The sequence below is a fragment of the Flagellimonas flava genome, from assembly GCF_050617915.1.
GTDB lineage: Bacteria > Bacteroidota > Bacteroidia > Flavobacteriales > Flavobacteriaceae > Flagellimonas > Flagellimonas flava_A.
The window spans coordinates 109081-135147 of the sequence record NZ_JBODQE010000001.1 but is presented as its reverse complement, the minus strand read 5'-3'; the positions used below and the strand labels follow the sequence as shown (position 1 = coordinate 135147).

The 26067-nt window shown below is 41.7% G+C and carries 26 protein-coding genes; 5 read left to right on the top strand and 21 right to left on the bottom strand.

What is annotated here, in order from left to right; genetic code table 11:
• Window positions 1-28 precede the first annotated feature (28 nt).
• Both ACRHOZ_RS00620 and ACRHOZ_RS00615 read left to right on the top strand, forming a co-directional pair.
• The gene (locus tag ACRHOZ_RS00620) at window positions 29-3610 is read left to right on the top strand and encodes a DUF1592 domain-containing protein (protein WP_431121244.1); all 3582 of its coding nucleotides are present in this window, start codon (window positions 29-31) and stop codon (window positions 3608-3610) included.
• A 10-nt stretch (window positions 3611-3620) separates the two neighbouring features.
• Window positions 3621-4973 (top strand): DUF1552 domain-containing protein, encoded by a 1353-nt coding sequence (locus ACRHOZ_RS00615; RefSeq protein ID WP_431121242.1) that lies wholly within the window; start codon window positions 3621-3623, stop codon window positions 4971-4973.
• A 70-nt stretch (window positions 4974-5043) separates the two neighbouring features.
• Here the strand turns inward: ACRHOZ_RS00615 and ACRHOZ_RS00610 are convergent, their stop codons facing one another.
• From ACRHOZ_RS00610 to ACRHOZ_RS00595, 4 genes are all read right to left on the bottom strand, one after another.
• Window positions 5044-5451: a thiol-disulfide oxidoreductase DCC family protein gene (locus ACRHOZ_RS00610; protein WP_431121240.1), complete on the bottom strand. Its 408-nt coding sequence runs from the start codon at window positions 5449-5451 to the stop codon at window positions 5044-5046.
• A gap of 60 nt (window positions 5452-5511) precedes the next feature.
• Window positions 5512-6366: a nuclear transport factor 2 family protein gene (locus ACRHOZ_RS00605; RefSeq protein WP_431121238.1), complete on the bottom strand. Its 855-nt coding sequence runs from the start codon at window positions 6364-6366 to the stop codon at window positions 5512-5514.
• Window position 6367: 1 nt separating this feature from the next.
• A complete protein-coding gene (locus ACRHOZ_RS00600) occupies window positions 6368-7009 on the bottom strand; it encodes a GntR family transcriptional regulator (protein WP_431121236.1) in 642 nt (213 codons plus the stop codon).
• Between the two features lie 214 nt (window positions 7010-7223).
• Window positions 7224-7571, bottom strand: a complete 348-nt coding sequence (locus ACRHOZ_RS00595; RefSeq protein WP_431121234.1) for a winged helix-turn-helix transcriptional regulator — start codon at window positions 7569-7571, stop codon at window positions 7224-7226.
• A gap of 113 nt (window positions 7572-7684) precedes the next feature.
• On the opposite strand from ACRHOZ_RS00595, the gene ACRHOZ_RS00590 reads away from it, so the two are divergent.
• On the top strand, window positions 7685-8458 hold the full coding sequence (locus tag ACRHOZ_RS00590; protein WP_431121232.1) for a type 1 glutamine amidotransferase domain-containing protein: 774 nt from the start codon (window positions 7685-7687) through the stop codon (window positions 8456-8458).
• A gap of 10 nt (window positions 8459-8468) precedes the next feature.
• Window positions 8469-9098: an NADPH-dependent F420 reductase gene (locus ACRHOZ_RS00585; RefSeq protein ID WP_431121230.1), complete on the top strand. Its 630-nt coding sequence runs from the start codon at window positions 8469-8471 to the stop codon at window positions 9096-9098.
• Between the two features lie 142 nt (window positions 9099-9240).
• Here ACRHOZ_RS00585 and ACRHOZ_RS00580 read toward each other — a convergent pair whose 3' ends face one another.
• The 13 genes from ACRHOZ_RS00580 to ACRHOZ_RS00520 all read right to left on the bottom strand — a co-directional run bounded on the left by ACRHOZ_RS00580 (window position 9241) and on the right by ACRHOZ_RS00520 (window position 21467).
• Entirely contained in the window at window positions 9241-9843 is a 603-nt protein-coding gene (locus ACRHOZ_RS00580; protein ID WP_431121228.1) for a hypothetical protein, read from the bottom strand.
• 66 nt (window positions 9844-9909) lie between these two features.
• Window positions 9910-11148 (bottom strand): amidohydrolase family protein, encoded by a 1239-nt coding sequence (locus ACRHOZ_RS00575; RefSeq protein ID WP_431121226.1) that lies wholly within the window; start codon window positions 11146-11148, stop codon window positions 9910-9912.
• A gap of 228 nt (window positions 11149-11376) precedes the next feature.
• Entirely contained in the window at window positions 11377-12441 is a 1065-nt protein-coding gene (rsgA, locus tag ACRHOZ_RS00570; protein WP_431121224.1) for a ribosome small subunit-dependent GTPase A, read from the bottom strand.
• 290 nt (window positions 12442-12731) lie between these two features.
• Window positions 12732-13610 (bottom strand): bile acid:sodium symporter family protein, encoded by an 879-nt coding sequence (locus ACRHOZ_RS00565; RefSeq protein ID WP_431121222.1) that lies wholly within the window; start codon window positions 13608-13610, stop codon window positions 12732-12734.
• A gap of 200 nt (window positions 13611-13810) precedes the next feature.
• Window positions 13811-14596 carry an alpha/beta hydrolase gene (locus tag ACRHOZ_RS00560; protein WP_431121220.1) on the bottom strand — a complete coding sequence of 262 codons (786 nt, stop codon included), beginning with the start codon at window positions 14594-14596 and terminating at the stop codon, window positions 13811-13813.
• Window positions 14597-14675: 79 nt separating this feature from the next.
• Window positions 14676-15056, bottom strand: a complete 381-nt coding sequence (locus tag ACRHOZ_RS00555) for a DUF1428 domain-containing protein (RefSeq protein ID WP_431121218.1) — start codon at window positions 15054-15056, stop codon at window positions 14676-14678.
• A 57-nt stretch (window positions 15057-15113) separates the two neighbouring features.
• The gene (locus ACRHOZ_RS00550; protein WP_431121216.1) at window positions 15114-15392 is read right to left on the bottom strand and encodes a hypothetical protein; all 279 of its coding nucleotides are present in this window, start codon (window positions 15390-15392) and stop codon (window positions 15114-15116) included.
• Window position 15393: 1 nt separating this feature from the next.
• On the bottom strand, window positions 15394-16257 hold the full coding sequence (locus tag ACRHOZ_RS00545) for a Nif3-like dinuclear metal center hexameric protein (RefSeq protein ID WP_431121214.1): 864 nt from the start codon (window positions 16255-16257) through the stop codon (window positions 15394-15396).
• A 157-nt stretch (window positions 16258-16414) separates the two neighbouring features.
• A complete protein-coding gene (locus ACRHOZ_RS00540) occupies window positions 16415-16816 on the bottom strand; it encodes a hypothetical protein (protein ID WP_431121212.1) in 402 nt (133 codons plus the stop codon).
• Window positions 16817-16855: 39 nt separating this feature from the next.
• Window positions 16856-17947 (bottom strand): putative porin, encoded by a 1092-nt coding sequence (locus ACRHOZ_RS00535; protein WP_431121210.1) that lies wholly within the window; start codon window positions 17945-17947, stop codon window positions 16856-16858.
• A gap of 151 nt (window positions 17948-18098) precedes the next feature.
• The gene (locus tag ACRHOZ_RS00530; protein WP_431121208.1) at window positions 18099-19478 is read right to left on the bottom strand and encodes a S41 family peptidase; all 1380 of its coding nucleotides are present in this window, start codon (window positions 19476-19478) and stop codon (window positions 18099-18101) included.
• Window positions 19479-19654: 176 nt separating this feature from the next.
• Window positions 19655-20224, bottom strand: coding sequence for a hypothetical protein (locus ACRHOZ_RS00525; RefSeq protein ID WP_431121206.1), 570 nt, complete (start codon window positions 20222-20224; stop codon window positions 19655-19657).
• 307 nt (window positions 20225-20531) lie between these two features.
• Entirely contained in the window at window positions 20532-21467 is a 936-nt protein-coding gene (locus ACRHOZ_RS00520; RefSeq protein ID WP_431121204.1) for a hypothetical protein, read from the bottom strand.
• 211 nt (window positions 21468-21678) lie between these two features.
• Between ACRHOZ_RS00520 and ACRHOZ_RS00515 the strand changes: the two genes are divergently transcribed.
• Window positions 21679-21951, top strand: a complete 273-nt coding sequence (locus ACRHOZ_RS00515) for a hypothetical protein (RefSeq protein WP_431121202.1) — start codon at window positions 21679-21681, stop codon at window positions 21949-21951.
• A gap of 208 nt (window positions 21952-22159) precedes the next feature.
• Here ACRHOZ_RS00515 and ACRHOZ_RS00510 read toward each other — a convergent pair whose 3' ends face one another.
• The 4 genes from ACRHOZ_RS00510 to ACRHOZ_RS00495 all read right to left on the bottom strand — a co-directional run bounded on the left by ACRHOZ_RS00510 (window position 22160) and on the right by ACRHOZ_RS00495 (window position 25958).
• Entirely contained in the window at window positions 22160-23155 is a 996-nt protein-coding gene (locus ACRHOZ_RS00510; RefSeq protein ID WP_431121200.1) for an MBL fold metallo-hydrolase, read from the bottom strand.
• A 38-nt stretch (window positions 23156-23193) separates the two neighbouring features.
• Window positions 23194-24465, bottom strand: coding sequence for a DUF418 domain-containing protein (locus ACRHOZ_RS00505; RefSeq protein WP_431121198.1), 1272 nt, complete (start codon window positions 24463-24465; stop codon window positions 23194-23196).
• A 91-nt stretch (window positions 24466-24556) separates the two neighbouring features.
• A complete protein-coding gene (locus ACRHOZ_RS00500) occupies window positions 24557-25363 on the bottom strand; it encodes an endonuclease/exonuclease/phosphatase family protein (protein ID WP_431121196.1) in 807 nt (268 codons plus the stop codon).
• A 199-nt stretch (window positions 25364-25562) separates the two neighbouring features.
• On the bottom strand, window positions 25563-25958 hold the full coding sequence (locus ACRHOZ_RS00495; RefSeq protein WP_431121194.1) for a hypothetical protein: 396 nt from the start codon (window positions 25956-25958) through the stop codon (window positions 25563-25565).
• Window positions 25959-26067: the final 109 nt, after the last annotated feature.

Genomic DNA, 26067 nt, shown 5'->3' with positions numbered 1-26067 from the left:
TTGGTCAAACCTCTAAGCTAGCTACTACATGAAAGACAATAATTTGGTCTTTAAGGCTGTATTATTATCTGTAATTCTTATCGCAATACCATTGTTACCCTTCCAGGGTGATGCCCATTGGCTTTTGGACTTTTTTGGAAAATTCCACCCATTGATTGTGCATTTGCCCATTGGGGCCTTATTGTGTCTTTTTATCCTTGAAATCATAGTTCCCAAGTCCCATATGGGGCCCATACGTGGAGTGGTGCTTAAGTTCATTGTCATAACAGCAATACCTGCTGTGTTGGCCGGGACCTTGCTGGCTGGCTCAGGAAGTTATGGTAGTGATGTTTTCACGCTTCACAAATGGTTTGGCGTGGCAACCGCGGTGTTAAGTATTTGGCTGTATGTGCTTCACAAGAGAAATTTACCCAACAAAATAGGCAAGTTTTCCATATACCAATGGTCACTGTTTGTAAATGTAGTGTTACTTAGTATTGCAGGCCATTATGGAGGTTCCCTGACCCACGGTTCAGATTATTTGACCAAAAGTCTTCCGCAGGAAGTACGTACTTTTTTTGGTGATGACCCCTATGCCCTAAAGGGCTTGGTGGCCATGAATAATTCTAAGGTGGACAAAACACTAAGTGCCTACGATTTCGAACAGGATCTCCGCCCGGTAATTGAAAAATACTGCGTCCAATGCCATGGGCCTGAAGAACAAAAAGCTGGTTTAAGGTTGGACAGTATAAATCCAGATTTAATCAAAGGACCCGATGCTGCTACGTGGCGTGGAATGCTGGATATGATCAATAGTGGTGAGATGCCCCCAGAGGATGAGGAGCAACTTACGGATGAAGAACGGCGGATGTTGGTGGATTGGATTACCGCTTCGGTACAGAATGCGATAAAGATTAAAAAATCAAGTCAGGCGGCTGTAATACGCAGGTTGACCAAAAAACAATATACCAATTCACTTAACGAGTTATTGAATGTATCGGTGGATTTTGGGGATGTGTTGCCCGATGATGAGAAATCCGAGATGGGTTTCAGTAATAATGGGCATGAACTGCAAACATCAGCCCTTCATATAGAATACTACAAACAAATTGCACGGGAAGCCCTGGACAAAGCCTTTGTTTCAACCGAAAAACCAGCCTCTACCTACTATCGGATTAAGTTTGGAAAAGGCATAGGCGAAGAATTGCCAGCGGCAATGATTGGAGGATATCAAAGTGCACCCATCAATTCGGACGATTTTATAGTGGACATCTTGGATGGAGACGGCATGCCCATTCAACCCAAAGACAGTCTTGAGGAAGCGTACTTTACAGAAGTCAAAAAGAACGTTGGGGTAGGGATGCGAGGTTCCCATGCGGACCGCTACGAGGTAGTGGAAGATGGTGTGATCCTTTATTCTGCATTACCGCATAAAGAAGTAAGTCCAAAATCATGGCAGGGTCCTTCACCTAATTTGAAGCTTTTGGTCAAGGACTACTTTCCCATGGACGGAGATTTCGAATTCCGGGTTAAGGCCTCCAAAGGGTATCAGGAACATGTTAAAAAAGAGGGATTGATCAGTCTCCGCACACCTGTTCCCGCAGAGCCTATAGAGAGTACTATAACCTTGGGCGATAGGGCATTTAAGGATAAGAGAAACCTAATCAAAAAGGGAAAATATTTGGTCTCAGAGGATTTGACCAATTATAGTTTTGCCAGAACCACCTTTGTCGCTCCAAAGACGGGATATTACCAAATCGACTTTACCCACCCCTATGCCGCTCAAGATGGTATGCCTTCCATAGGGCTTAGATTAGATCAGTTCCGTTTACAGGAAAGACTGCATTTGGTAGAACCCGAAGACGGCGGAATGGACATGGTAACCCCATTGACTTTGGCATATCTGGAAGAAGGAAAACACAACTTGGAGCTAGGGGGACGATTTTTTGTAGGTTTTGGAAAGCTGATCATCACCCCATTTCCAGACGATCATCCCGTGTCCCTTCAATTGGATAGCGAAGAAGAGGAAAGCAAGCTGAAATACGATTTAGCGGCGCCAATAATGCGGGTATTTGCAGGAACACGTACCGATGATGGTATTGATTACAAGAATTTTGATGATTTCAGAAACGTTATTAACTCGGACCAACCAAGACAATATATTTTTAAGGGCAGATTGGAAGATCTTCCTATTCCGGTGATTGATACTTTGGAAACCGAAATTTTGGCCAATATCATGGGGATGGGGGTTTGGAACGATTACCTGGTTAAGGACAATCGTGATTCGGGGCCACCGCTTTTAGTTCACGAAATTGAGTTTGAAGCCCCCTACCATCCGGTTTGGCCTCCAAAAAGTCATACGGACATATTTTTTGATTCCCCCGATATAGCTGATAGGGAGAAGTACACCTCGCAAGTACTCTCCAGCTTCATGGAGAAGGCTTTCAGAAGACCCTTGGAAAAGGGAGAAGTGGAAACATATATGGAATTTTGGAGAGCAATCAAGGAAGACTATGATCGCTATGAAGATGGAGTCAAGGAGGTGTTGGTTGCCATACTCTGTTCCCCCAACTTCATCTATTTGGCGGAACCTGAAAAAGGGACTTCTGATGATGAGCGCGAATTCTTCCTGGCTTCCCGTTTGTCCTATTTCCTTTGGGATTCCCCACCAGACCAAGAATTGCTGGCACTGGCAGATAGGGGCAAACTCCACAAAAAGAAGGAACTGAAAAAGCAGGTGCAACGGATGTTGCAGGACGATAAGATTTGGGAAATGGTGCGCAATTTTTCCAAAGAATGGCTGCGACTGGATCGCCATGAGACCATGAGCACCAATGTAAACGAATATGAGGCTTTTAGCCGATTTGTAAAACGGGATATGTCCGAGGAAACCTATCATTTTGTACATCATGTGCTCAATTGCAACATGTACATTGGCAACCTGATAGAATCCGACTTTGCCATGTTGAACCAGAATTTGGCTGAGTTTTATGGGATAGAAGGTGTAAAGGGAAACCATTTTAGACCGGTCAGTTTACCTCCTGATTCCAAAAGAGGTGGATTGCTTTCCCAAGGTTCTTTTTTAAGCGGACATTCAGATGGAACCCAAGCGCATCCTATTAAAAGGGCAGTATGGCTTCGCTCTCGAATTTTAGGAGATAGGCCGCCAGACCCACCGCCAAATGTACCGGAACTAGATCCGGAAACTCCTGGATTTGAAAAAATGACCTTAAAAGAACAGCTGTTCCTACATAGAAACAAGGTGTCCTGTATGGATTGTCATCAAAAGATTGATCCCTTTGGAATTGTATTCGAAAACTACAATGCGGTAGGACTTTTTCAAACGGTTTCCAACAACGGAAATCCCATAGATGTAAAAACCGAACTACCTGATGGTAAGGTAGTTGATGGAATTGACGAAATAAAAGCGTATATTTTAAATGAGAAAATAGACGACTTTACACGTTCCTTGGTCAAACATTTATTCTCCTATGCAGTAGGACGTGATGTGACCTTTGTGGACGAACCGGAAATTGAATCGATTGTGAGCGCTGTGCGTGAAGACGGATATCGTTTCCAATCGGTATTTGAACATATTATTACAAGTAAATCGTTTATTGGTGATTTTTAAAGACTAGATTATGGCTCGAAAATCTTGGCATTTAGATCGAAGAACATTTCTCAAAGGATTGGGTGTTAGCTGCATGATTCCCTACATGGAAGCCATGGGCATGGGTAGCATGATGAAAACTACCAACACCAGCAGTGAAGCCATGAAGAGGCTTTGCTTTGTGTATTTTCCCAATGGTGTGGGACTACCTCCGGTGGAGAGTTCCTATCATAAGAAATGGAGCTGGTTCCCCATGGGAGAAGGCAAAGACTATGAGTTTACACAATCGCTCATGCCCTTGGCGGGTCATCGCGAAAACATGTCCATCCTTGGTGAACTGAGCCATCCAAGAAGTAGAGCTTTGCTCGGGCATTTGGCCGGAGATACCTGGTTAACAGGGGGCGATGTGCGGGGAAGCGAATACATGAACAGTATTTCTGTGGATCAATTGGTAGCCCAGAAATTTAGCAAGCATACACGATATCCTTATTTGGCCCTTTCCACGGATGGTGGAATTGGTTACAAGTCAAGGGTTTCTACTTTATCTTTTGATCTGTCAGGAAAACCTATCCCTTCAGAGCACCGTCACCGCGAAATCTTTGAGCGTTATTTTGCCCCTGGGGGTGGCGCAACGACCCAAGCAAGAAGAAAGAGTATTCAGCAAGACAAGAAAATTGTTGACCTGATTTTAGAGGACAGCAAGCGATTGCATCGACGGCTTGGAAAGCATGATCAGACCAAAATGGATGAATACATGCATTCCTTGAGCACGGTTGAAGAGCAAGTGAAGCGCAATGAACAGTGGCTGGATATACCTATGAAGGATTTCGATTCAGGTCATATCAACTTTAACGCCGATGTTAAAGTAGATCCCGAAGCCTATATCAAGACCACCTTTGATCTTATGGTTTTGGGCATGGAAGTGGATTTGACTCGGGTAATGACCTATATGATGGCTCGGGAAGATGGCCTTGGATTGGGAGAAAACTTCCCAAAACTGGCATTGGGCCTTAGCAAAGGACACCATACCATTAGCCACGACCTGACTACGGGACATTGGGAAGAGTGGGGTCGCTACGATCAATGGTTATCCAAACAGTTTGCCTATTTCCTAGATCGAATGAAAAACACCCATGATGAGCATGGTTCCCTATTGGATAATACCATGATTCTCTATGGAAGTGCGTGCAGTACAACCCACAATGCCGTAAATTACCCCTTGGTCTTGGCTGGAGGGGCCAATATGGGCTTAAAGCACGGGTCGTACGAGAAGTTTGGGGAGGAACCCATGTCCAATCTCTTTGTAAGTATGTTAAATACCTTGGGCATCGAATCTGAAAGTTTCTCGGATAGTACGGGAGAGCTCCATTCCAGTATTTGGTAAGGCTAACATTTAATCATTAGTAAGAACTAGTGAAATTCGTGTCAAACTGAAAGCTGCCACACGGAATACACTACCCCAAAAACTTCGCCTGTAATTCAGGGGTTGGAATCATGCAGGCGTCCTTTCGCCCAAACCAGCGATATCGATTTTTGGCAATGAGGTTGTATATCGCATCTCGGAAGACCTTCGGAATCCAAGTAAAAATAGCCAAGGCTTGCCATAGGCCTCCAAATTCCTGCCCAATGCGCAACGCTGCATCCGATTTGACAAAATAGGCTATACCAGGTTCGATTAAAATGATGGAATCCACTTTGGATGTATCAATACCACGTTCAGCAATAAGTTTTTCCCCAATTTCGCTTTGCAAGGCCGCATAGCGGAACACATCTTTTTTATCCCGTTTAATGATAAATTGGACAGCTCCATTGCAGAGGTTGCAAACCCCATCGAATAGGATTAGTTTTTTATTGTCTTCCACAATACAAAGATACGATAGGCGTCAGGAACTTTAAATAAGGAGGCAAGCTCACTCCCTAGGTTAATTTGTAGTCCTACGCTCATTGGTAATTATCCAATTACCATCGATTTTAAAAATGGTAATAAAAGAAGTACTGTTTTGCGAAGGAATATCGATTCGGACAATGGCCAGTTTGTCGTGGTACAAATCTATCGATAACAATTGGGTGAAATCGATCTGCTTGGTTTTTGGGTTTTGAAGCAGCGCTGCTTTGGAAACAGTGCTCAATTTCCCCTCCCTATCAATCGTTTTGGAATCCCATTCCGGATGTAGCATGTCTGAAAGAACTTGGGTATCCGCAACAGCAAGTGCTTCAAAATAGGTATGGAGAAGCATTTCCACAGCATGATAGGATTCCGAAGTTGGAGCGAGCTTGGCCGCTTCCCTTACCGGCACCCAGAGTTTGTCCATAATGGTCCATCCTTGATTCAATTTGTACAAATAAAAGCAGGTGGAGCTTCTGCTAGGGGCTTTATTGATTCGTACAAAGGCCAAGTTGTCATTGGCCATCCCCACATGGGCAAACACCCTTTCACTGGCATAACCGGGGTAGGGGCCATGGTCTCTGACCATGTTAACAAAATTGTTTTTATCTGCAATATGTAAAGTGGCCTCGTCAGGTGTCCCCGTATCCCTCATTTGCCATTCCGTATGGAAAACAGTTTTAAGTAAATCCGCCTTCCCCAGTTCAACACCTTCATAATACTGGGCCATTACACCATAAATTGCTGACAGGTCTTCTGAGTTCCGCATAAGATTGTTGGGATGAAAAATAAAATTGGGGTCTAAATTTTCATTTGGGGCCTGGGGTTGCGCATGGGCATCAATGGATACAACCAGGGTACATGCGAAGAGTAGAATTCCGAGTTGTTTCATTTTAAAGGATTGAAGGGTTTTTAGCGTAATGTTTCTCAATAAATTCAGCACTGGTTTCCCAGTTTTGTTGAAGCAATCTGCAGGCCTTGGACTTATTTCTGGCTTCCAAAGCTTGGATGATCCTTATATGGGTTTCACTGGATTTTTTATGGTTTTTGGCGCTCATGTATTCCAATTCATAAAAAAATACCCGAATCTTTAGGTCACGAAGAATATTTGCTGTGACCTTATTCTTATAGTTTGAAATAAGTATTTCATGAAATTCAAGATCAAATCGAACAGCATCTTCCTTGTTGGTCGCATTCTCAAATTTGGTTTGAACGTGCCTAAGTTCAGTGAGAAGTTCTGAATTCACTGTAGATTGTTCAAGAGCTAATTTTTCCAAAGCGTAAATAGCTGGATAAATATCTTGGGCTTCTTTGGCGCTCAGAGCAGGAACAAAAAAACCACGATTGGGAATAGTCTCAACAATGCCAGCACGTGATAATTGGGACAATGCTTCCCGGATTGGAGTAACACTGACTTCTAAATCTTTGGAAATATCCACTAGGGAAAGTTTTTCCCCATTTTGTAGAGAACCACTTAGCAGATGTTCTTGAAGCCAACTACCAATTTGGTCCCGCAATATTATTTTTTGAAGCATAGATTAAAAATAATATATCGTATATGATTTTGAAACTTGTAGGTAGCTATTTAACATTGTTTTTACACTCTTGTTCGTTGAAGAGACCCCAAGCTTTGTCAATCTTTATGACGATTCAGACAGCTTGAACCAATTTATGAAGATGTAACCTGCAGGTAATGATAGTATTCTCCTGATAGTTCTTTTTGAGTGGTTTTGCCCCGTTCCCTTGCCGTCATTTATGTTTTATCCCTTCTTTTTCCATCAGCTCCAGACCATAATTTCGGATGGTTTCTATAATCGGAATGGCCGTCATGCCCTTTTCGGTTATGGAGTACTCCACTTTGGGAGGAACAACTGCGTAGACCTCTCTGTGAATAAATCCTTCCGCTTCCAGTTGACGCAATTGGGAGGTCAACATCTTGTCGGTAATATGTGGGATATCCTTTTTGAGCTCACCAAAGCGAAAGACTTTTCGTTGCAATCGCCATAATATGGGCATTTTCCAAGTGCCCCCAATTCTATCCATAGCAAACTCCACAGGGTTATAATATATCTTGTTGTTGTAGATAAAGTCTGGCATAGTTAACTGATTATCAAATTACTTTCTTAAAAGTAAGTACCATTCAAAATAGTAAGTATAGTTCTATGGGCAAGTTAATGAAATAAATTTGTGTGGAACCTAAAATAAACGCAATGAAATCGCAGATAAAAGAAGTCAACAGTTATGTGCATGCCCATGGGATGCCTTTCAAAGGAAAAATTCTAATGGTAGCTAGCAGTCCAGCTGTCTCCAAACAAACGGGCTGGCCCATTGGTTTTTGGGCAGCGGAGCTAACCCACCCACTTCGGGTCTTTCAAGAAGCAGGTTTTGAAGTTGATTTAGCCTCCACGGAAGGTGGTGAGATTGAAATGGATAGCTTTTCCAACCCCACGGATGCAAGTGGCTACTCGGCGCATGATATTATCTCCCTAGGTTATCTAAAATCCAGTGGTTTCATCCAAATGTTGAAGAATACACAGAAACTAACAGATGTAAATGCCAATGATTACCTAGCCATTTTTCTTGTAGGAGGACAAGGCCCCATGTATACCTTTAGAGGCAATAAAGATTTGGAGCAGCTATTTGTGAAGTTCCACCAATCTGAAAAGCCCAGCGCGGCGGTTTGCCATTCCACTACTTTGTTGTTGGAGGCCAAAACTTCGGATGGGGAGCTTTTGGTAAATGGAAAAACCTGGACAGGCTTTGCCAATGCCGAGGAGGCCTATGCTGACGAGGCCGTAGGACAGAAAATCCAACCCTATTGGATAGAGGAGGAGGCAAGAAAGTTGCCCAACACCCACTTTAAGGTAGCCACACCCTTTAGTTCGTATGCTATTGCGGATGGTAACCTGATTACGGGACAACAACAAAATTCCGGAGCTGCTGCTGCCCAACTTGTTGTTGAGCAATTGGAAAATACACCTTAAACCAGAGCACATGAAACTAGCTTTTATTGGAATTGGAAATGTAGGGTTTGCTTTGGCCCATAACCTTCAACAATGTGGGCATGAGGTAATCATTGCCCATAACAACGTAAGAAGTGAAAGTGTCTTAATGGCCCAAAACAGGAATCCTGCATTCTTGGCCCTTCCCATTCAAGAGGCTATAGATGCTGCGGAGGTAGTGTTTCTGGCTACGCCCTTCAAGTTGAATGAAGAAATCTTAAAGCCATTGGACTTTGGCAATAAAATTTTAGTTGATTGTACCAATCCTGTGGGACCGGGAATATCCCACGGACTGCAAAGTAAGATTTCCGGCGCTGAAAAAATCCAGGAATGGGCTCACAATGCCAAGGTTGCAAAAGCTTACACCATCTACGGATTTGAGAATTTGGAAAACTCCAGTTTCCCCAATTATGGACTTAAGCCTGTAATGCTCATTGCAGGCAATGACACCAAAAGTAAAGAGTTGGTGGCATCATTAAATACAGATTTGGGCTTTGAGACCTTGGATGTGGGTGATTTATCACAATCCCTTCATCTGGAGCATATGACCCTATTATGGGTTAAAATGGTACGGGTTAATGGACATCATCCAAATTTTACTTGGGCCTATTTGCAGCGATAATGCCCAAGTGAGTCCCAATTTCAGACTTAACGCAGTCGGGATAAAATTACTTTGAGGCGCAGGCCATTTTGATAAAAAATGGAAGATTTAATACAATTTTGATATAACTGTATTTCTATATTAGAATTACAAATTCGTTACGCTAAGGTATACCCCCACAATATTCATTGTAATTCCATACCAAATCCTGTATGTCATATTCCATTACCCGATCACTTAAAATAATTTCTTTAACCTCGGAACAGTCTTCAAAACAATGCAACAATCTTTTTTTCCACGTTTTTTTGTTCCAGGTAACCGGGCAGGAACTAATCTGATCTTTTCGTTTTAAGAAATAACTGGTGGATGCCACTTTGTTACTCCCACCCATCAACCCATTTCCAACAGGTGTATTGGGTGTCCAGTAGGAGTCATCAATCGCATACAAGGTCAAAAAGCCAGGTTCAATAACCCGGTACAATCCAGGTCTGGATTCTCCCAGCTTTACATATTCGTAAGCTATGATTTTAAATCCATTATCAAACTCAATCCTTCTCACTTGTTCGCTGGTCCAGGTGTCCGGTTCATCCTCCAAATCCATTCGAAAGAGAATTTTGTTGTTTTTGAGGATTTTGGCGTACCCTTCAAATTCGGTACTATCCAATAGGATCAATCGGGCTTCTATGGATTGTCCATGAACATTGGCGGAGAGTAAAATGAGAAATAAGGTGACAAATGAATTGAAGCTAAGGCTGTTTAAGGGCATATTTCCGAATTCCGAAGTTTATGACTAATCGTATCTAAAAGTATACATTATCTTTTTTAGGATTCTTTAGTCAAGAATTTTGCCCTGTTTTATCTTGAGGCTAATGGATTCGTTGATGTCTTTAATATCCTTCAATGGATTTTTATCCAGCACCAAAAAGCTGGCTTCATAGTCGTCCTGTAAAAAACCCACTTTCCTATGAGGTAGGGTAGTAGTGGCTGAATTCTCGCACCACATCTTGAGCAATTCCAGATTACTGAACACATCCAGACTATATAGTAGCTGGAATTCTCCCACTGAATTGTCATTGTACATATCCGAACCGATACCGATAATTACACCCGCCTCTTTCAGTATTTTCAGATTGCTCCTTACATTATCTACCAAGGCTTGGTAATTGGGTTTTTCCTTGTTTTTGGTTACCAGGGAAGCGGTAGTGACCACTATTGTCCCCTGTTTAGCAGCCAAGATTGCATCCTTTGGATTGATAGGTTGGCCATTATGGATTTCGGGCAGGTGGGCAACCTCGTCCACTCCGGATGTTACGGCTACATGAAAATCATGGGATGTGGCCACATGTGCACTTACACGTAGGTTACTGTTATGAGCCTTCTTTACAATGGCAGGTACCAAGTCCGGATTCAGGCCTTTTTTGCCGAAAAATGTGGTATCATTTTTCCGTTTTTCATATTCCTCGGAATACAACAGATTAATTTTAATAAAATCCGGCTCAAATGATAAAATTCGCTCCCATTTATTGTTCAAGTCTTCTTCTGAGTCGATAATATGATACCCGTGGGATTCAATATCCTCCAAGGTGTTGAACAGCCCATCAAAATGACCATAGCCCAAAAAGCGCTTTCTTAAGGCTATGGGATGCCCGCCAGAACCGGTCAATGGGGCATGTGCCATCGAGATATCAATGCCAGTTGGTTTGTTATAGTGGTGCATCAGGGAATCAATTCTTTTTTTTATGGAGGACAGTAGTTTTACATAAAACACCCCATTGTCCAAATAGGAACGGATACGTTCCTCCAGTTCATAATCACTTTCCAGGTTGTGGTTATGTGCTTCGGCAAAGGGTGGAATCACATATTTGCCTTCAAGATCTACGATGGTATCACTTTGTATGGCTTTCTCATTAAAACTTAGGATACCATCTTTGATCCATGCGGTTCTTTGCACAAAACCGCTGCCATTAAACCAATAACCATTTGATAATTGCATCTGTACCTGTACAGGGTTACCGGGCTTACAAGAAATTATAACAGAAGTCAGCAAAAGTGCTAGGAGAAGCTTTTTCATAATGGGCTGGTTTACCTAAGGACTAAATTAGGAAAGCAATGTGACAACTATCCATCAGGATTTAGGGATTAATTCAAGGTATTCAACAACAAAATAGATTTGCATCTTCAAGAATAAGCTCGAACCATATGCCCGGGATAATTTGTTTGTTAGGTTTTCAATCAATCCATGAATATAAAAGACAAGCTGCCCCTATAAATCACAAAAACTTTATAGGAGCAGAAATGCCTATTTGTTGGACTTTTTAATACGCTTGAACTGCTTAACCATTTTGCCAAAATCCCTGTCCTTTTTTCGCTTTTCGGCAACCGTGGATTCAAAGTGTACTTGCTCCCGCTTCATTTTGAGGTAGTTTTCATAAGTTGACCTGTCAAGCTTGCCTCTTTCCACTGCTTGGATTACCGCACATCCCTTTTCCACGGTGTGCGAGCAATCCTTGAATTGGCAATCTACTGCCAATTCCAATAAGCTTCCAAAAGTCTTATCGAATCCATCGGAGACATCGGAAAGGCCTACTTCTCGCATACCGGGATTGTCAATCAAGATTCCGCCGTTTTCCAAAACCACCAATTCCCTATGGGTAGTGGTATGCTGGCCCTTTTGGGAGTACTCACTGACCTTCTTGGTCTCCATCAATGGTTTTTGGGAGAGGGCATTGACCAAGGTTGATTTCCCTACACCGGAGGATCCCAAAAGGCAATAAGTGTTTCCAACTTGAATCGTCTCTTTTATCTTTTCAAGACCTTTTGAAGTAGAGGCACTTACGCCAAGTACTGGAATTCCCAAAAGTCTGGTTTTAAGAAGGTCCATCAACTCGGCTAGCCTAGCTTCAGATACCAAATCAATCTTATTCAAGATGATGATGGGCTTAATATGCGATGCATGGCACAGGGTGAGATAGCGTTGTGTTCGATTAACACTAAAATCGTTATCCACAGAAAGCACGATAAATGCATAGTCTATGTTGGTCGCAATAATTTGAACTTCTCCAGAAACACCAACAGCTTTTCTGGAGAGTACCGAGTATCTGGGCAGGATTTTATGGATGATCGCACTATTGGAATCATAAATCATTAGGGCTACCCAATCCCCAACAGCGGGAAAGTCGGCCCTGCTGGATACGGTGTATCTTAAGTTTCCCGTAATTTCAGCTTCAAATTCCCCTTTTTCGGTCAACACATGGTACCGTTCCTTATGTTCGGTTACCACTCTTCCGATTTCCAAATCGTCAAGTCCAATTTCTAAACCTAAGCTTTGGATTTTATCGTTATATCCCAATGTTTCTAATTTCATATTGAATGTGATTTATGTGATTGTATTGCTGCCCTGATATTCAAAACACAGGGTAGGGGCTTGGCCCAAAGCGGCAACAATCAAAATTGTTTTGTTTGTAAAATGTAAATAGATAGTTTTCCTCAGAGGATACTCTGAAGTCGAAAGGTGATAGTCAATCGGGAGACTGACTATCTTATTTTACAATATCCAAATATGATATTTGTGTAGTAGTGGACATAAAGTCTAATGAGACCACAAAATTAGGAAATATATCTTCCCTGAAGAAATTTGATGTGTACTATGCATCGTTATTTGCCATCCAAATCTGGTCTTTTCCCAAAATACCACATCAAAATCCCCCCAGTTATGAACATCCAAATGGAATAGGCCCCGGTTGGAATTCCCATTTCAATATTGTTAAGTATGGAGGTGGCTATAACAAAGGCCAAAGTCCCATTTTGTATACCACTTTCTATGGTAATGGATATTACGTTCTTTAGGTTTAATTTGAACAATCTGGCTGTCATGTACCCCAATCCCATGGTTGCCAAATTAAGTACCAGGGTAACCAGTCCAGCCGCTTTCATGCCCTCCACCAGTTTTTCGGCATTGGCGGCCAACACCGCAATAAAGACCAGAATAAAAATTACGGTTGAGGCGATCCGCATGGGTCTTTCCATACGCTTTGCAAATTCAGTCCGACGTCTACGGATGAACATCCCAATCGAAATGGGGATAACCGTAATTCCCATGATTTGAATGATCGTATCCAAAATAGGCAGTTTTATGGCAATATCCGTAGTACCGCCAAAGTAGGCCAGGGCGTATGACAGAATAAAGGGAATGGTCAAGATGCTTATGAAGCTCGCAATGGCTGTAAGGGTTACTGACAGCGCTATGTTTCCCTTGCACACCTGTGTTATTAGATTACTGGTTGGGCCCCCAGGGCAGGAAGCCAGAATCATCAATCCTACCGAAGTAACCGGACTTAGTCCAAAAATAATGGCCAGGGCGAAGCCAATTAAAGGTAAAAACACCAATTGGTTGGTTAGGCCAAGTAAAATAGCCTTAGGATATTTGATGATTCGGGTAAAATCGGCGGGAACCAAAGTCATTCCCATTCCCAACATTATAATGGCAAGGGATAAGGGTAGAAATACCTTGCCCACAAGTTCGGCTGCGGTCATAGTTGTATTGGTTATTAGTATGCGTTATTTGCAATGGAACCTCATGGCATCGGGCATCCAATTATCCCCTGGAACCAGTTATGCAAATGCCAAGATTGATGGTTACTGGTTAGGAAGATACCATTTATTGGAATGTATGCAAAAAGATAAACTCAATTAACATCAAGGAATTGATTTTTCTGGAATGGCCTGTTTACCATCTAGATTTTCTGTAGAAACGAAAAAACCGCCTTCCACGTTTCGTCAACATTACTGCCCACCCTGGAGGCCACCAGCATGGAAGAACCGTGGACGCCATGTTGGGGCACAAAGGTTTGATGGCCATGGGTTTTAGCCAATTCGGATTGTAATTTTGAGGTTTCCCGTTCCATCTCATGGGGAGGCCTGAAAAGTAGCAACGGGATTTTTATGGTTTCAAAATATTCATTGGGCAGGCAATCCTTCAAGGAATTACCGGAAGCAGGTGAAAACGCCAAGACCCCACTAATATCTTGTTGTCTATTATTGGCCAGTTGAATGCCAAGTGAAGCACTGTAGCTACTTCCCCAAACAATTTTATCCCCCGTAAAACCAGAGTCTATGATAAAATCCAAAGCGCTTTCCAGATTATTGTAGGCATCGCAGTACCCGTATCCGTCGCCAAAACCGTTGGTAGGAATGTTGGCAAGGGTTCGATTGTAACTCCCGTAAAATTGTCCGCCCACACGTTGGTCTATGGCTAAAATGTTGTAGCCCTTTTCAATTAGTTTTGGGATAATTGGCTCATATTCGCCCCTTGCGTTGGAACCTCCTTGATGGAATAACAGAATGGTTTTTCCTTGTTTGTCCAATTCATACAGATCTCCAAAGATTTGAATGCTATCAGGGGTATAAAAGCTAATTTCCTGGCTGAGTTCAGGTTCGGATACCGCTTCATGTTTTGGCTCTTTTTTGCAGGAACCCAACAATAGCAATATCCCTATACAGGCGATGGACAAATTTCTCATGATCTATTCTGTTTTGATGATGCTATACAAGATACAACTAAACAGCATACATGGAGTGATCTTGGAACTTGGTTTTAGCCTATCCGTTTGATTGTACCAAGGGTTTAAATCCGCCATAGACCATTCTACTGGCATCAAAAATCAATTTCTTGGGATTGACCAATGGTGTAACCAGTTCTGCCATTCTTGAATCTTGTGGAACTTTTTTATTGGCCAGGTCACGTACCTCCCTGGATGGAAATACTACCCAACCAAATACAACTTCCTCGTCTTCTTTGGTGGCCACAGCTTCCATAAAAGACCTGGTACCTTCCAAGGTCATATCATCCCCAACAAATTCAAAGTAGGCAATAGCACCATACTCTTTCCAAATTTGGGCTACTTTTTCAGCCACTTGCTGGTATACTGCTAAATGAATTTTAGCAATCGGAAAAACGAAGCCATCTATATAAGTGGTCATAGTTTTTTGTGTTTTGTTTTAGCGAATTGATGGATGCCAAATGTTGCCGCTGTCTGTTCAAAGTTGGGCTAATTGCCCTATCAGGAAGGCAATAGCAATCAAGAGCGCTCCCAGCAACAACCCTTTTTTTATGGACCATTGGTCACTAAATACCTTTGCTCCTACAATGGTGCCAAGTATCCCTATAAAGATAAAGGAGAACAACATCCAATCGGGACTTTTGTTGAAAAAGCGTAAATCGGAATAATGGAATTGATAAAACACTTTGGCCTCCATCCAGATAAGACGGAGGTTGAACAGGAGAATCAAGGTACCTATAATTTTGTTCCATTTCATTTTAATAGGACCAATAAGAGGAACCACATTCAATAAAATGGATGGGAATACCCTTAACGAATTTGCCCAACCAATCCGCACAGAATTTCATTCCATATTCTTCTGAATTGATATGCCCGATAAAAATGACCGCCTTTTTCCTTCCCTGTTGAACAGCATCCCTGGCATATTCATAGGTTTCCCACTGTGGCACCTCTCCAGCGACTACAACATCAACACTGGGGTCTTGTAGTTGACTAATATGGACTTGGCTACCGGATGATCCTGGGATGTACATCACATTGGAAAGCTCCATTTCGGGATCCCCCACCACATAAAAATTGTTTTCAGGAAATGTGTCCTTTAAATTTTTTAAAAGATTCGTCAAAGCGATATTGGGAAATGTAAACTTGTAGGGATTGTCTTTTACCCTGTTGTTTTCCCAACCCATTTTTTCAACCATTCCAGAGATGATTCCATCGGCTGGAATACGATGAATATAGTCATGGAACCGCCAAATTACCAGCTTATGGTCATCTATAAATTTCTTTTTTTCCAGAAATACCGAATCCGTTTGAAATTGTGCCGTTTCATCTAAATGATTGTAATACAAGGGTTCATGGACAATGATAAGGTTACACTTTTTCTTGACCGCCATTCGTAAAACATCCATCGTGGCAAACATACACGTTACGATTCCGGTAACTTCTGATTCCGGATTTCCTTCTTTAATAACATCTACAGTGTTGGATACCACCGAGGAACCTGTTTCCGTAATTATGGTTTCGATGAGCTGTCCCGCGGAAACAGCTGATTGGGTTGTGGTGTTTTGACCCCAAAGGAACAGGGGCAATGCGCAAAGCATAAGGTTGAACAGTAATTTCATTGTCTTTGGTTTAGCATGATTTGGCCCATGACCGATTTACTCCCACAATTTACTTTATTTTATATTCAGGTGCCGCTCTTCCGTTTTGGTGCCAAGTTATTTCGCACAAGACGTACCTGTGCTGAGTTTGTCGACGTAATCTTGAAGGAGCATGGGTTTATTGGTCCTCCCAATTTTCAATTTCTGATAAGCTGATTGAACTTTCAGTCTTTTTTCCAGTAGCGAAATATTCCTTTTCAAACAGTATAGAATCATTTTCAAATTTTAATGGCTTGACAAAACCCTGTTCAGCTTTTGAAATCCTAGCAAACTTTCTTACTTCTATATCAACTAGGGTCAGTGTAGTTACTGGACCTTTTCTATAATCGGTTGTCAACCATTCTTGCAAAGCAAGATATTTCGAATCTGGATGCCATAGAAATTCAAAACCAAAAATTCTCTTTGGGACCAAATACTCATCCAGCTTTAATTGGAAATACTCTGGTCCAAATCTGATTTCACCCGCAAAGACAAAATCAAAACTGTGGGTTTTATCAGGAGATTTATAAGCACCTAACATGGCTTGTTTTCTTGCTTAGTGATGGGTTGGCTCAACATCTTAAATTCTAATATCAATATCAAATCGGATGCGTTGCCCATTTTCTTTAAATGTACCAAGGGGTACCAATTGATCCACCCAATAATATTTCATTTTCAAGGCTATTTTGTCTTCGATTTTGGTGCCCAAGGTAAACTCTATACCTTCTAAATTGGTCAAGCGGCCATCTGGTGATCCAAAAGAGGAATAATCCCATCGTGCCCAATCGTTCTGGGCCATAAAATCCAAGGCGGCAAATCGCTCTAAGCGTGTATAGGTAAGTTTTACCAGCCAATCTCCTTTGTTGTTCAATTGTCCATAACTGGCTGCCAAGGTCATTCCGCCATTCTGGTCCTGAAGATTTTCGGGGATGAGATCATTGTCCCCGTAGTTTTCAAAATTGTGGTACCAATCCAATTCCATTTTTACCAAAGGAGACCTACTCAATTTTACATATCCACCGACACTAAGAATGGAATAATCCAAAAAAAAGGTTTCTGCACCATCGGGTATATCTTGGATGTTTCTAAAAAGATAGAAGGAGGGCCAAACGGCGAACCTATCGTCAAGATGCTGCGAAACTAACTGTATGCCCTGGAAATAACTGTCCTCAGGAAAGGAACCACCTCTTGTATTCAAAATAAAATGGCCTGCATTAATATTTAGGTGATCTACCCAATCCAACTTGGGGTTCATTGTTTTTTGAAGATGTAGGCCCTCTGGATAAACGTTGTCGCTCCAAAACAGTTCGTTCTGTTTTTTGAATGAAAATGTGTTTTTGCCCAACCATATCTTGAATGTGCCCAGATCTAGTTGAAAAAATGCTTTTTCCAAGGCAATGGGCAGGGTACCAAACTCATTGAAAGCATCCCCAAGTGTGAGTTGGGGGTCCTGTTGTTTTTTGGGGTCTCCTGTCCTTATTCTGGCCCCAACCAGTATTTTGGGGCTGAGCTGGTATTCCGCACCGGCTCGCAATCTATAACGCAATCTGGAACGGTCTTCCCTATAGGTGCCATCCGATTTTCGGGAATCCCAATCCTGTTCCACCCTAAACCTAAAATCGCCATTGAACCTGAATTTTGATTTTGTGGAATCGCTTTGGGCGATGGCCAAAGTTGAAGATACAAGGAGGAAAACGAAAAGATACTTCTTTGGTAACGGTGGTCGGTATGCTATGGACAAAAGGGTAAGGGGTTATTCTTAAACGCTTACAAGATACAGCAGTTTAAGGAAAACAAAATATCCAATCCACACCAAATTTTGCTTAATTGGACTCCAAGCGGTACAAAAGTCCTTCCAAGATTTCATCTTGTTCATCCAGCAAATGGTCCCTGATAAAAATATCCGGGATCACACCCTCGCTTTTGGTACTTCCGTTTACCCTAATTATTCGTCCTTTGGACACCTTTACAGGGATGCCGGTATTGGGTAGGGTATAATGAAATTGGGAAGCGTAAAGAGAAGGGTAGTCACCTGTTTCCTCCCCAACAATGGTTCCAAAAGTATAATCCTGTATCTGTGCAGCAGTAACCGCGGACTGGGAATGCGACTGTCTGTTGACCAAGACATAGACCTCTCCATGGAAACGCTTTTCTTTGGATTGGGGTTGATAGGCTTCAAAGCCATATGGATATACCTCCCCATTTTGGTGCTCCAGGATTTTTTTGAAATAGGTTTTGGTGGTATCACTGTGTTTGCGGGTGTGTTCCTTTAAGAATTGACTGGTCTTTAACGAGAAACTGGAATTCCATGTAAAGGGCTTGTCAGCAAAATAGGATACCAGGTAATCACTGAAGGAGTCATTGCCGCCACCATTATTGCGCAGATCTACCACAAGGTTTTTGCTGTTGTTCCTTTTAATTTCCACCAAAGAAGAATCTATAAAGCGCTGGTACTTGGCCTCATCTCCAGAAAAGTGGCCAGGGTTCAGATAAGCGGTGGCCCCATAGAATTTCAGCATCATTTTGGCGTTCAACACCTCATTGCGTTTCATTTCGTAACCTTCAATGAGGTTAATGGCATTCAGCACAAATTTTCTTGGGGATCCGTCCATAACAATTTGGACTTCAAAACTATGCTGTTGGCCAAAAACTTGCCAGTAATACCGGGGGAAGGAATACAATTCTATTTTGGCATTTTTAAAGTAGGGCCTTTCCGCCGAGACCTGGGGATAGATTTTAGCCAGAATTTCCTCCATCGATTTTCCGTTGATGTGAGTTATCTCTGCACCGGCCTGGATCTCAGGGTGGTCCGAAAAGTTCTTGCGCACCCAACTTTTGTTATTTTCAAAGGCAATTTCCAAGGGAAAAAGTGTGCCTCCACTATGGGCATAGGCTCCGTAGGATGCGCCGGGAAAGTCAATTTCTGTATGTCCATTGTTGGCGGCTGAAATAACTTTTTGAAACAAGCTGGTCGCTTCCAAGAGGTTCAAGGAATCTTGGGTAACGGAAGCTCTTGCGTTTTGATAATTACCACTAAATTCCGCTTCGGTCACATAGGCATAAATGTTGTAATGGGCATCAATGAGCGAATGGTACAGATAATCAAGGTCTTGTAGGATTTCCTTTTGCCCAAATTGTTGGGCCGTTATTGGTTGACCAAGAAACGTGGATAGTAATAAAGCTAGAGAAAAATACTTTTTCATGGATTGGTTTTGGTGGAGGACGAATGACCAATGATTACGTTACAAATAAAAGTAAACATTTGGAAATGCCCGGCAATAGATAAGAAACAATCCTCCGCTTCAAAGGTAATCAGATTACCAGAGACCCCAGCACTTAAGTTGTGGGAGTGATCTTGCGGGAGCTGCTCCTATTCTATTTAATTGATTCCAACTATATCGTCCCGTATCTTTTTACGCCATTTTTTCCCGTATCGTTTATCTAGGTAACCAGCTACTACAGAATTATATCGTTTCAAGGATTCCTGGGAGATGATCTCACATCCGAATTCATGAAATAACACACCATATTTGCGAGTAAACTTTTCGTCTGATTTGTAAATAACTGGTGCAATACCCCCTGACAATAAGAACTGTAAAGTACCTTTCTCAATATCTTTAAGAGCGGTGCTGTCGTCAATGTCTGGAAATAAATTTAGCACTATAACTAGGTTCTCTAAATTTGTTTCTTTAAAAGGGTATTCAAATTGATGACTCCGATACCCCAGAGCTGAAACATCAACAATTAGATGATCGGGAATCGTTAAAGCCTTGTAAACAAACTTGAAATTTCCACTCACATCTGTAATTCCTCCTTGGGTTCCAATACTTACGATTGCATCTGATATATTTCCTTCTGAGAATACCACTGTACCAGCTATAACAGTGCTCTTTTGTCCCAAAAGAGTAACACTTATTAGAAGGAGAATAATTTGTAGGTATATTTTCATGTGTTATAGAATGTTTCAGATACGATTTCTTTACGCCGCGGTAAAATTAGCGGCCAACAAGATACAATTTTGCGGGAGCATGGGGAGTCAAACTAATTGGAATAAGCTAAGAAAATAATTGGCAGCAAGAAGATTTTAAACGAACGGTATTAAAAAAGGGACTCTTTTGAGTCCCTTTTAAGAATGTTATTTATTTTTTTATACCAAATCTTCTTCTCCAAATTTGATTGTAGTTCTCATATTTCAAGTTTTTCACATTACAATAATATGTATTCGGTTTAACAATAACAACGTAATTAACAATTAATTATTTTATACCAAATGTTATACCAAAGCCCTGATATGGCAAAATAAGTCCTTTTTTATGAACTCTACTAATCTTTCGTTGATGTTCCACATGAATTCGTTCAAAACTATCTACTAGTCCAACATTAAAGAAAGAAACATTCATATTCTCAGGATAACTGATGCTAACATTCATCTCTTTGGTAATTTTATTTACCCTGAAAATCTTATAATTATCATCGGTGATACAGTACTCCCTGCGTTCTTTGGTTTCAACTCTGAATCTTGATTTTCCTTCAACTGGAATTTCAAACCGATAGCCTTTTTCAAACTCGGTTTCAAAATCTTCTTTTTTTACTTTATCCAAATAATCTTCTCCATCAATTCTGAAAAACAGTCTTTCATTGGTTAGATGCTCAAGTTCTGGCTTTTTTTCAATTTTAAAATATCCATCCAAAAGAGCTTCAGTTGCTCCTTCTGCTAACAAAACTTCGAAACTAAAGGTTTGAGTAAACTTGATGATATTCTCTGGAGATAATTCGTCAATATCCAATGTATATCTAAAATCATTATAATAATATGGATGATCCGTTGGAAAATAATTTTCCAAAATTATATTTTCTAATTCTTCACTGATTAAAGGGAACTTTTTATTGTAGATACTTCGAGAAACTTTTTTCCAGAGTTTTGGCAAATCATTTCTGTTCTCAATAAACTTAGTTCCTAGAACTATTTTTTCTATTTCCTTTTTAAATATTCCAGTGAACTGCAAAGATTTAAGTACGGATGCAAATACTCCGGAAGAAAGGACTGATAAGCCAACTTTTTCCAAAATATCCTTAATGTATTCATTAAAAACATTCCACGACGATGCATAAATAATTAACATACCTACTATTAGAAGAATCCAAAATAGGTTTCTATAGATCTTGGTCTTGATATTCTCTTGTTTGCTCATAATCTAAATATTCAAATAAAGCTAGTGCTTTGGCAATGTCATAACACCTCTAATTTCCCCGAAATTTCCTTCACCTCCAAAAGTTTTATCCGTAAGCTTTTAAAGAGTTATCAACTTCTTTCCATTTTCCTATTTTGGGAGAAACTGTATATTTATAGTGCGAAACACATTCTGATATCCTAGAACTGTCGATAATCTAAAACGTGTATCTATGGAAAAACAGAATGAACAAAACAAATGTCCGCACTGCAATGTGGCCCTGGCAACTGGCACAAAGCCATTTACCCCACTTAGCCCGGCACAAACACAACTCTTGGAATTTATCAATGCCCTGGATGCTCCGGATTTGGTGCAATCCCTAAAACTTGTCCATAATCTGGCACTTTACCATTCAGACATTTCCATTAATGAGGAGGAAAAAGTGGCACTTTGTTGGGCGAAAGGGCTTTGGGAACATATTCACGCTGTTTCAATGGAAAATTGAAAGTGGAAAATTGAAAATGGGTAGCTAGCAGTTGACAGTTTACTGTTTACAGTGGTTGGAATTTGGGATTTGCCCGTTTGAATTTGAGCTTGTGTTTTGAACTTTTAGAGGTCTTGGTTCTCGACTGCCTGCCCGACTCCGTCTTTCAGGCGGGCGCCCGAACTGACGTTTTTGGAATTTGGGATTTGAGCTTGAGCTTGAACTTATTTTAAAACTTAACTTCTTCTCCCAAACCGGCAAAAATGTAATCCTCTCCATAGGAATCCATCAGGGTTTTAAAGGCCAAATGTCCAGTACAATGCGCCGGGGCCACTTTGTTCACCTCAAGGTCATTCTTTAGCCTGGAGGCCAAATCGTTCAGCGCCTGTTGCTCATAGGGTAGGAGATGGTAACCTCCGTATACCAATTCAATGGGGTTCTGCGTATGTGCTTTGGTCTCCGAGATGATTTTTTCCACCGTGCTATGGGAACAGCCCACAAAGAGAACTTCCCCTTTGTCGGTTTCCAAAGAGAGGGAGATTTCCTTAAGGCCGTTGAATTTGGCTTCGGGAGTATCGCAGTTTTCACAGGCATCCAGACTGGGATATCTATTGAAGTAACCCATATACGGCGAGCTTGTGGTAATCAACTTTATGCCCGGAGCCACTTCAGTGTTCTCCTTGACAAACTCCACATTGGCGTTCCAAAAACGCCCGGTTTGCTTAAACTGATAATTCTTATAATCCCCACTAAAATATTGCATTCGTTTATCAAGCGAATCCGCCACGGTGGAATCCTGTCCAGTCAAATTAAAGGAAGCATTGGCACCCCAAAAGAGGTCGAAGGGGAAATAGATTTTTACTTTGGGATTCACTTTAAGGAGATGGTCAAACCCATTGATGTGGTCAAAATGGGGATGGGAGGCGACTGCAAAATCTATCTGGGACAGGTCAATATTCAACGCTTCCACGTTGTTTTTGAAAATGTCCGCATTAGTGCCTCCATCAAACAAGATGGTCTTGCCCTTGTACTTTACGATACAGGAAAAACCGAAATCCTTGGTAAGCCCCTCCTTGTCCTCCCCAAAGGCGTCATATAGGTTGATGATGGTGTTGTCTTCCAGTTGTTGGTAGTCCGTTGGATTTTCCACGGCCACCTCCTTTGGGCTGTTAGGGCCGCAACCTATCAATAGGAGCAATAAACAGAGGATTGGTAGTGTTCTCATATGGGTTCTAAGTTCTGTCACTCTAAATAACACAGATATTATATAGTGGACGGGTTGTTTTTTAACAGTCGGTTTGAATCCAATTTCCCATAGGTCAGGCTTCTCCATAGCCATTCGGCCGGCCCAAACCTAAATCTGTTCAGCCACCATTTGCTATAGCATATTTGCACTATAAATATCAAGGTGGTTAAAACTATACAGAGGGTCGGGCCCATTTTTCCATAAAAGCCAAGTCCAATTCCATAAAAAATCAAAAATCCAAAAACGCTTTGGACCAAATAATTGGTCAGGGCCATTTTACCTACCGGTGCAAAAAGGTGCAAAAGTCTTGACTTAGGATTTCTATTGAAAAGCAGAACCAATCCTATGCAATAGGATAGGGCAAGGAAGAATACTCCGGTTCGCCACAAGAGCTCTCTAATGACACGTACATGGACTTTTCCATTGGCCAGCCATTCCAAATCCAATTCTAAAATGCCCTGGCAACCAACTCCCAGAAGAAATGCCAGGATCATGACTTTTATGAAACGGCCCACCTCTTCTTGGGAAAGCCCGCCCTGTATTCGGGCAAGAATGCCCGACTTGCCAATGGCGTAGCCCAGCAGAAAAAGCCCAAAACTCCCCAGCCCTGTAGTAAGGGCATCATCGGTGGTGAGCCATGCCCAGACATCTGCAAGATTTGCCTGTATTATCTGTAAATAAGTGCCATTTTGAAAGGCTGAATGCCGCTGGGCTGCTACATCCCACTGATTTGCGAAGACGATTTCCAGATCATAAGCCGTTCCCAAAAATGTGGGCAACGTCCACATCAATAGATGCACCAGGACAGGAGCAATGATTGTAAAGAATAATCCGGTATATATGAGTTGTTTTTTTGTGAGCGATGTCCAAAAGAGAAGAAAGATACCGAGAATGGCATAGAGATGCAAGATATCCGTGTACAGCAAAAAGGTAAGGTGAAGCACTCCGAAAACCAGTAACCAAAGCATTCTTTTGAGGTAGAACAGATGGAACTTTTTTCCTTTGCCCGCAATTCTTTGCAGCTGAATTGCAAACCCAATTCCAAAAAGCAAGGAGAATATGGTAACGAACTTGTTCACCACAAAAAAGGTCTCCCATTGGAGTGAGAAAGAATCCAGGTTTGACCATGGCAAACTGGCCCTGGCAGATTCGTCCAAATCTCCATAACCGCTAAAAAACCATACCAAATTGGCCATGAGAACACCATAAAGGGCAAAGCCCCTGACGATATCCAAAATGACAAATCTTTCCTTGTTGGAAACAGGAGCTAATGTTGAAACGGTTTTCACCTGTTTAAGATATTAATTTCTAGCGAGTTGCCTATTGTATCTCAAACTACTGAGCCAATGAGCCCTCCGGACGTATTTTATGAAACAGCTTTTACCACTTAAACTCCGCCATTACCGGATAATGATCGGACAATCCGTGTGTCTCCTTTTGATTAAAGATTTTAAAGTCGGTACAGGAATTTCCCAGCTCTGGGTTTGCCAATATATAATCAATCCGCACCCTGTTTTCCGCAATGGATTTATCCGTATGGTTGTATTTTCCAACTAGGGCAGGAGCGGGGAAGGTATGGCCTTGGGTAACCAAGTTGACCTTGTTCAAAGCCAAATCCACAGCCGGGCAGGCCAGAAACTCTGCCATTACCGAGTAGTCAAAATTCCCCTTTCTTAGGTTGGAGTGTTCGGTATCGGCGGTTTTGGGGCTGTAATTTTCCCGTAACATATCATTCTTTTCCAGGGCATAGGCATCAAAAGGGGAAGTGGCATTAAAATCCCCAAGAATAACGAAGTTATTAGGTCGGCTTTCCTGTATGCGTTGGGTAATCATTTGAGCTTCGCGTAGTCTAAACTCGGCATCGGCAGGGGAGAGGTGGACGACGTAAAAGTCTATCCCATACGTCTGGCAATGCAACAGGCCATGCCAAAAACCGTCAATTTTCCGCTCTTTTAGTTGAATGGGTCGATTGGATGTAAGGGCGGTTGGGTAGCCTTCCGTTTTAAGCAATTGCACAAACGGATGTCCCCACTGCATTGCGTCCTCTTTGAGCATTTCCTCCGTATAGCCACACAATTCCTGAAGGGCCAAGACATCTGGTTTTTGGCTCTTGATCCAATCAATGCATTGGGCCTTTCTCTCCTTGTCCTTTCCCCATTCAAAGCCGTTCCAGATGTTATAACTCATCACTTTGAGGGTTTGTGCTTTGCTTTGGTTTTGCTGAGTAAAACCGCTGAAGGACAGCAAAAATATCAAGAGAATGGACAGAAATGTAGATGGGTTACGATGCATTGGGTTGGGTATAAAGTGAGCCTAAGGGCTATTCCCGACTAAGATCGTTTAATTAAATCGATCAGCCAAGTGCTGCTAAAAAAGCGAGTGTTACCTAATCCAACCTCTGGAATTTCTGAGAATACCCCTCATTAGAGATAAAGTTTAAAACCAGGATTTCATCCTCCCATTGAAAAGAGATTTTCGCAATATTGGGGTTTTCACAGTTGGTGGTAATGGTCAAATCTTCAAGACTAAACCTGCCCGTGGTTCTAATTTCATCGGAATAAGGGTCGCACAAGGAGGTATTTGTTCTTAGGGTGCCATCACTTTTAAATTGAATGATCTTTTCGCTTTCCACTGAACGAAACTCCACGCTGCCGCCCCCCGGATTGGCCTTGATTTGAATCAGTTTCCAGGTTCCTACAATATCGCTATCTGCATAAATGTCGTCATTGTTGCAGGAAAGTACCAAAGCGATCACAAATGTTAGAGCCGCTATCTTTTTCATAAGGTTGATTTCTTTTTAGATGTGTATAGGGGTGTTGGTTGCGTATATACTTAAGAAATGAAAATGGGAAATGGAAAATTGAAAATGGGAAGTTGAGAGGCGAAAGTCT

Coding starts and splice junctions, on each gene's coding strand:
- ACRHOZ_RS00525 (WP_431121206.1), bottom strand. CDS start 20,224: ATGAAAATATACCTACAAATTATTCTCCTTCTAATAAGTGTTACTCTT.
- ACRHOZ_RS00585 (WP_431121230.1), top strand. CDS start 8,469: ATGAAACTAGCTTTTATTGGAATTGGAAATGTAGGGTTTGCTTTGGCC.
- ACRHOZ_RS00600 (WP_431121236.1), bottom strand. CDS start 7,009: ATGCTTCAAAAAATAATATTGCGGGACCAAATTGGTAGTTGGCTTCAA.
- ACRHOZ_RS00590 (WP_431121232.1), top strand. CDS start 7,685: ATGAAATCGCAGATAAAAGAAGTCAACAGTTATGTGCATGCCCATGGG.
- ACRHOZ_RS00545 (WP_431121214.1), bottom strand. CDS start 16,257: ATGAAATTACTGTTCAACCTTATGCTTTGCGCATTGCCCCTGTTCCTT.
- ACRHOZ_RS00565 (WP_431121222.1), bottom strand. CDS start 13,610: ATGACCGCAGCCGAACTTGTGGGCAAGGTATTTCTACCCTTATCCCTT.
- ACRHOZ_RS00540 (WP_431121212.1), bottom strand. CDS start 16,816: ATGTTAGGTGCTTATAAATCTCCTGATAAAACCCACAGTTTTGATTTT.
- rsgA (WP_431121224.1), bottom strand. CDS start 12,441: ATGAAATTAGAAACATTGGGATATAACGATAAAATCCAAAGCTTAGGT.
- ACRHOZ_RS00595 (WP_431121234.1), bottom strand. CDS start 7,571: ATGCCAGACTTTATCTACAACAACAAGATATATTATAACCCTGTGGAG.
- ACRHOZ_RS00555 (WP_431121218.1), bottom strand. CDS start 15,056: ATGACCACTTATATAGATGGCTTCGTTTTTCCGATTGCTAAAATTCAT.
- ACRHOZ_RS00500 (WP_431121196.1), bottom strand. CDS start 25,363: ATGAGTTATAACATCTGGAACGGCTTTGAATGGGGAAAGGACAAGGAG.
- ACRHOZ_RS00615 (WP_431121242.1), top strand. CDS start 3,621: ATGGCTCGAAAATCTTGGCATTTAGATCGAAGAACATTTCTCAAAGGA.
- ACRHOZ_RS00575 (WP_431121226.1), bottom strand. CDS start 11,148: ATGAAAAAGCTTCTCCTAGCACTTTTGCTGACTTCTGTTATAATTTCT.
- ACRHOZ_RS00515 (WP_431121202.1), top strand. CDS start 21,679: ATGGAAAAACAGAATGAACAAAACAAATGTCCGCACTGCAATGTGGCC.
- ACRHOZ_RS00620 (WP_431121244.1), top strand. CDS start 29: ATGAAAGACAATAATTTGGTCTTTAAGGCTGTATTATTATCTGTAATT.
- ACRHOZ_RS00530 (WP_431121208.1), bottom strand. CDS start 19,478: ATGAAAAAGTATTTTTCTCTAGCTTTATTACTATCCACGTTTCTTGGT.
- ACRHOZ_RS00605 (WP_431121238.1), bottom strand. CDS start 6,366: ATGAAACAACTCGGAATTCTACTCTTCGCATGTACCCTGGTTGTATCC.
- ACRHOZ_RS00520 (WP_431121204.1), bottom strand. CDS start 21,467: ATGAGCAAACAAGAGAATATCAAGACCAAGATCTATAGAAACCTATTT.
- ACRHOZ_RS00560 (WP_431121220.1), bottom strand. CDS start 14,596: ATGAGAAATTTGTCCATCGCCTGTATAGGGATATTGCTATTGTTGGGT.
- ACRHOZ_RS00580 (WP_431121228.1), bottom strand. CDS start 9,843: ATGCCCTTAAACAGCCTTAGCTTCAATTCATTTGTCACCTTATTTCTC.
- ACRHOZ_RS00495 (WP_431121194.1), bottom strand. CDS start 25,958: ATGAAAAAGATAGCGGCTCTAACATTTGTGATCGCTTTGGTACTTTCC.
- ACRHOZ_RS00550 (WP_431121216.1), bottom strand. CDS start 15,392: ATGAAATGGAACAAAATTATAGGTACCTTGATTCTCCTGTTCAACCTC.
- ACRHOZ_RS00510 (WP_431121200.1), bottom strand. CDS start 23,155: ATGAGAACACTACCAATCCTCTGTTTATTGCTCCTATTGATAGGTTGC.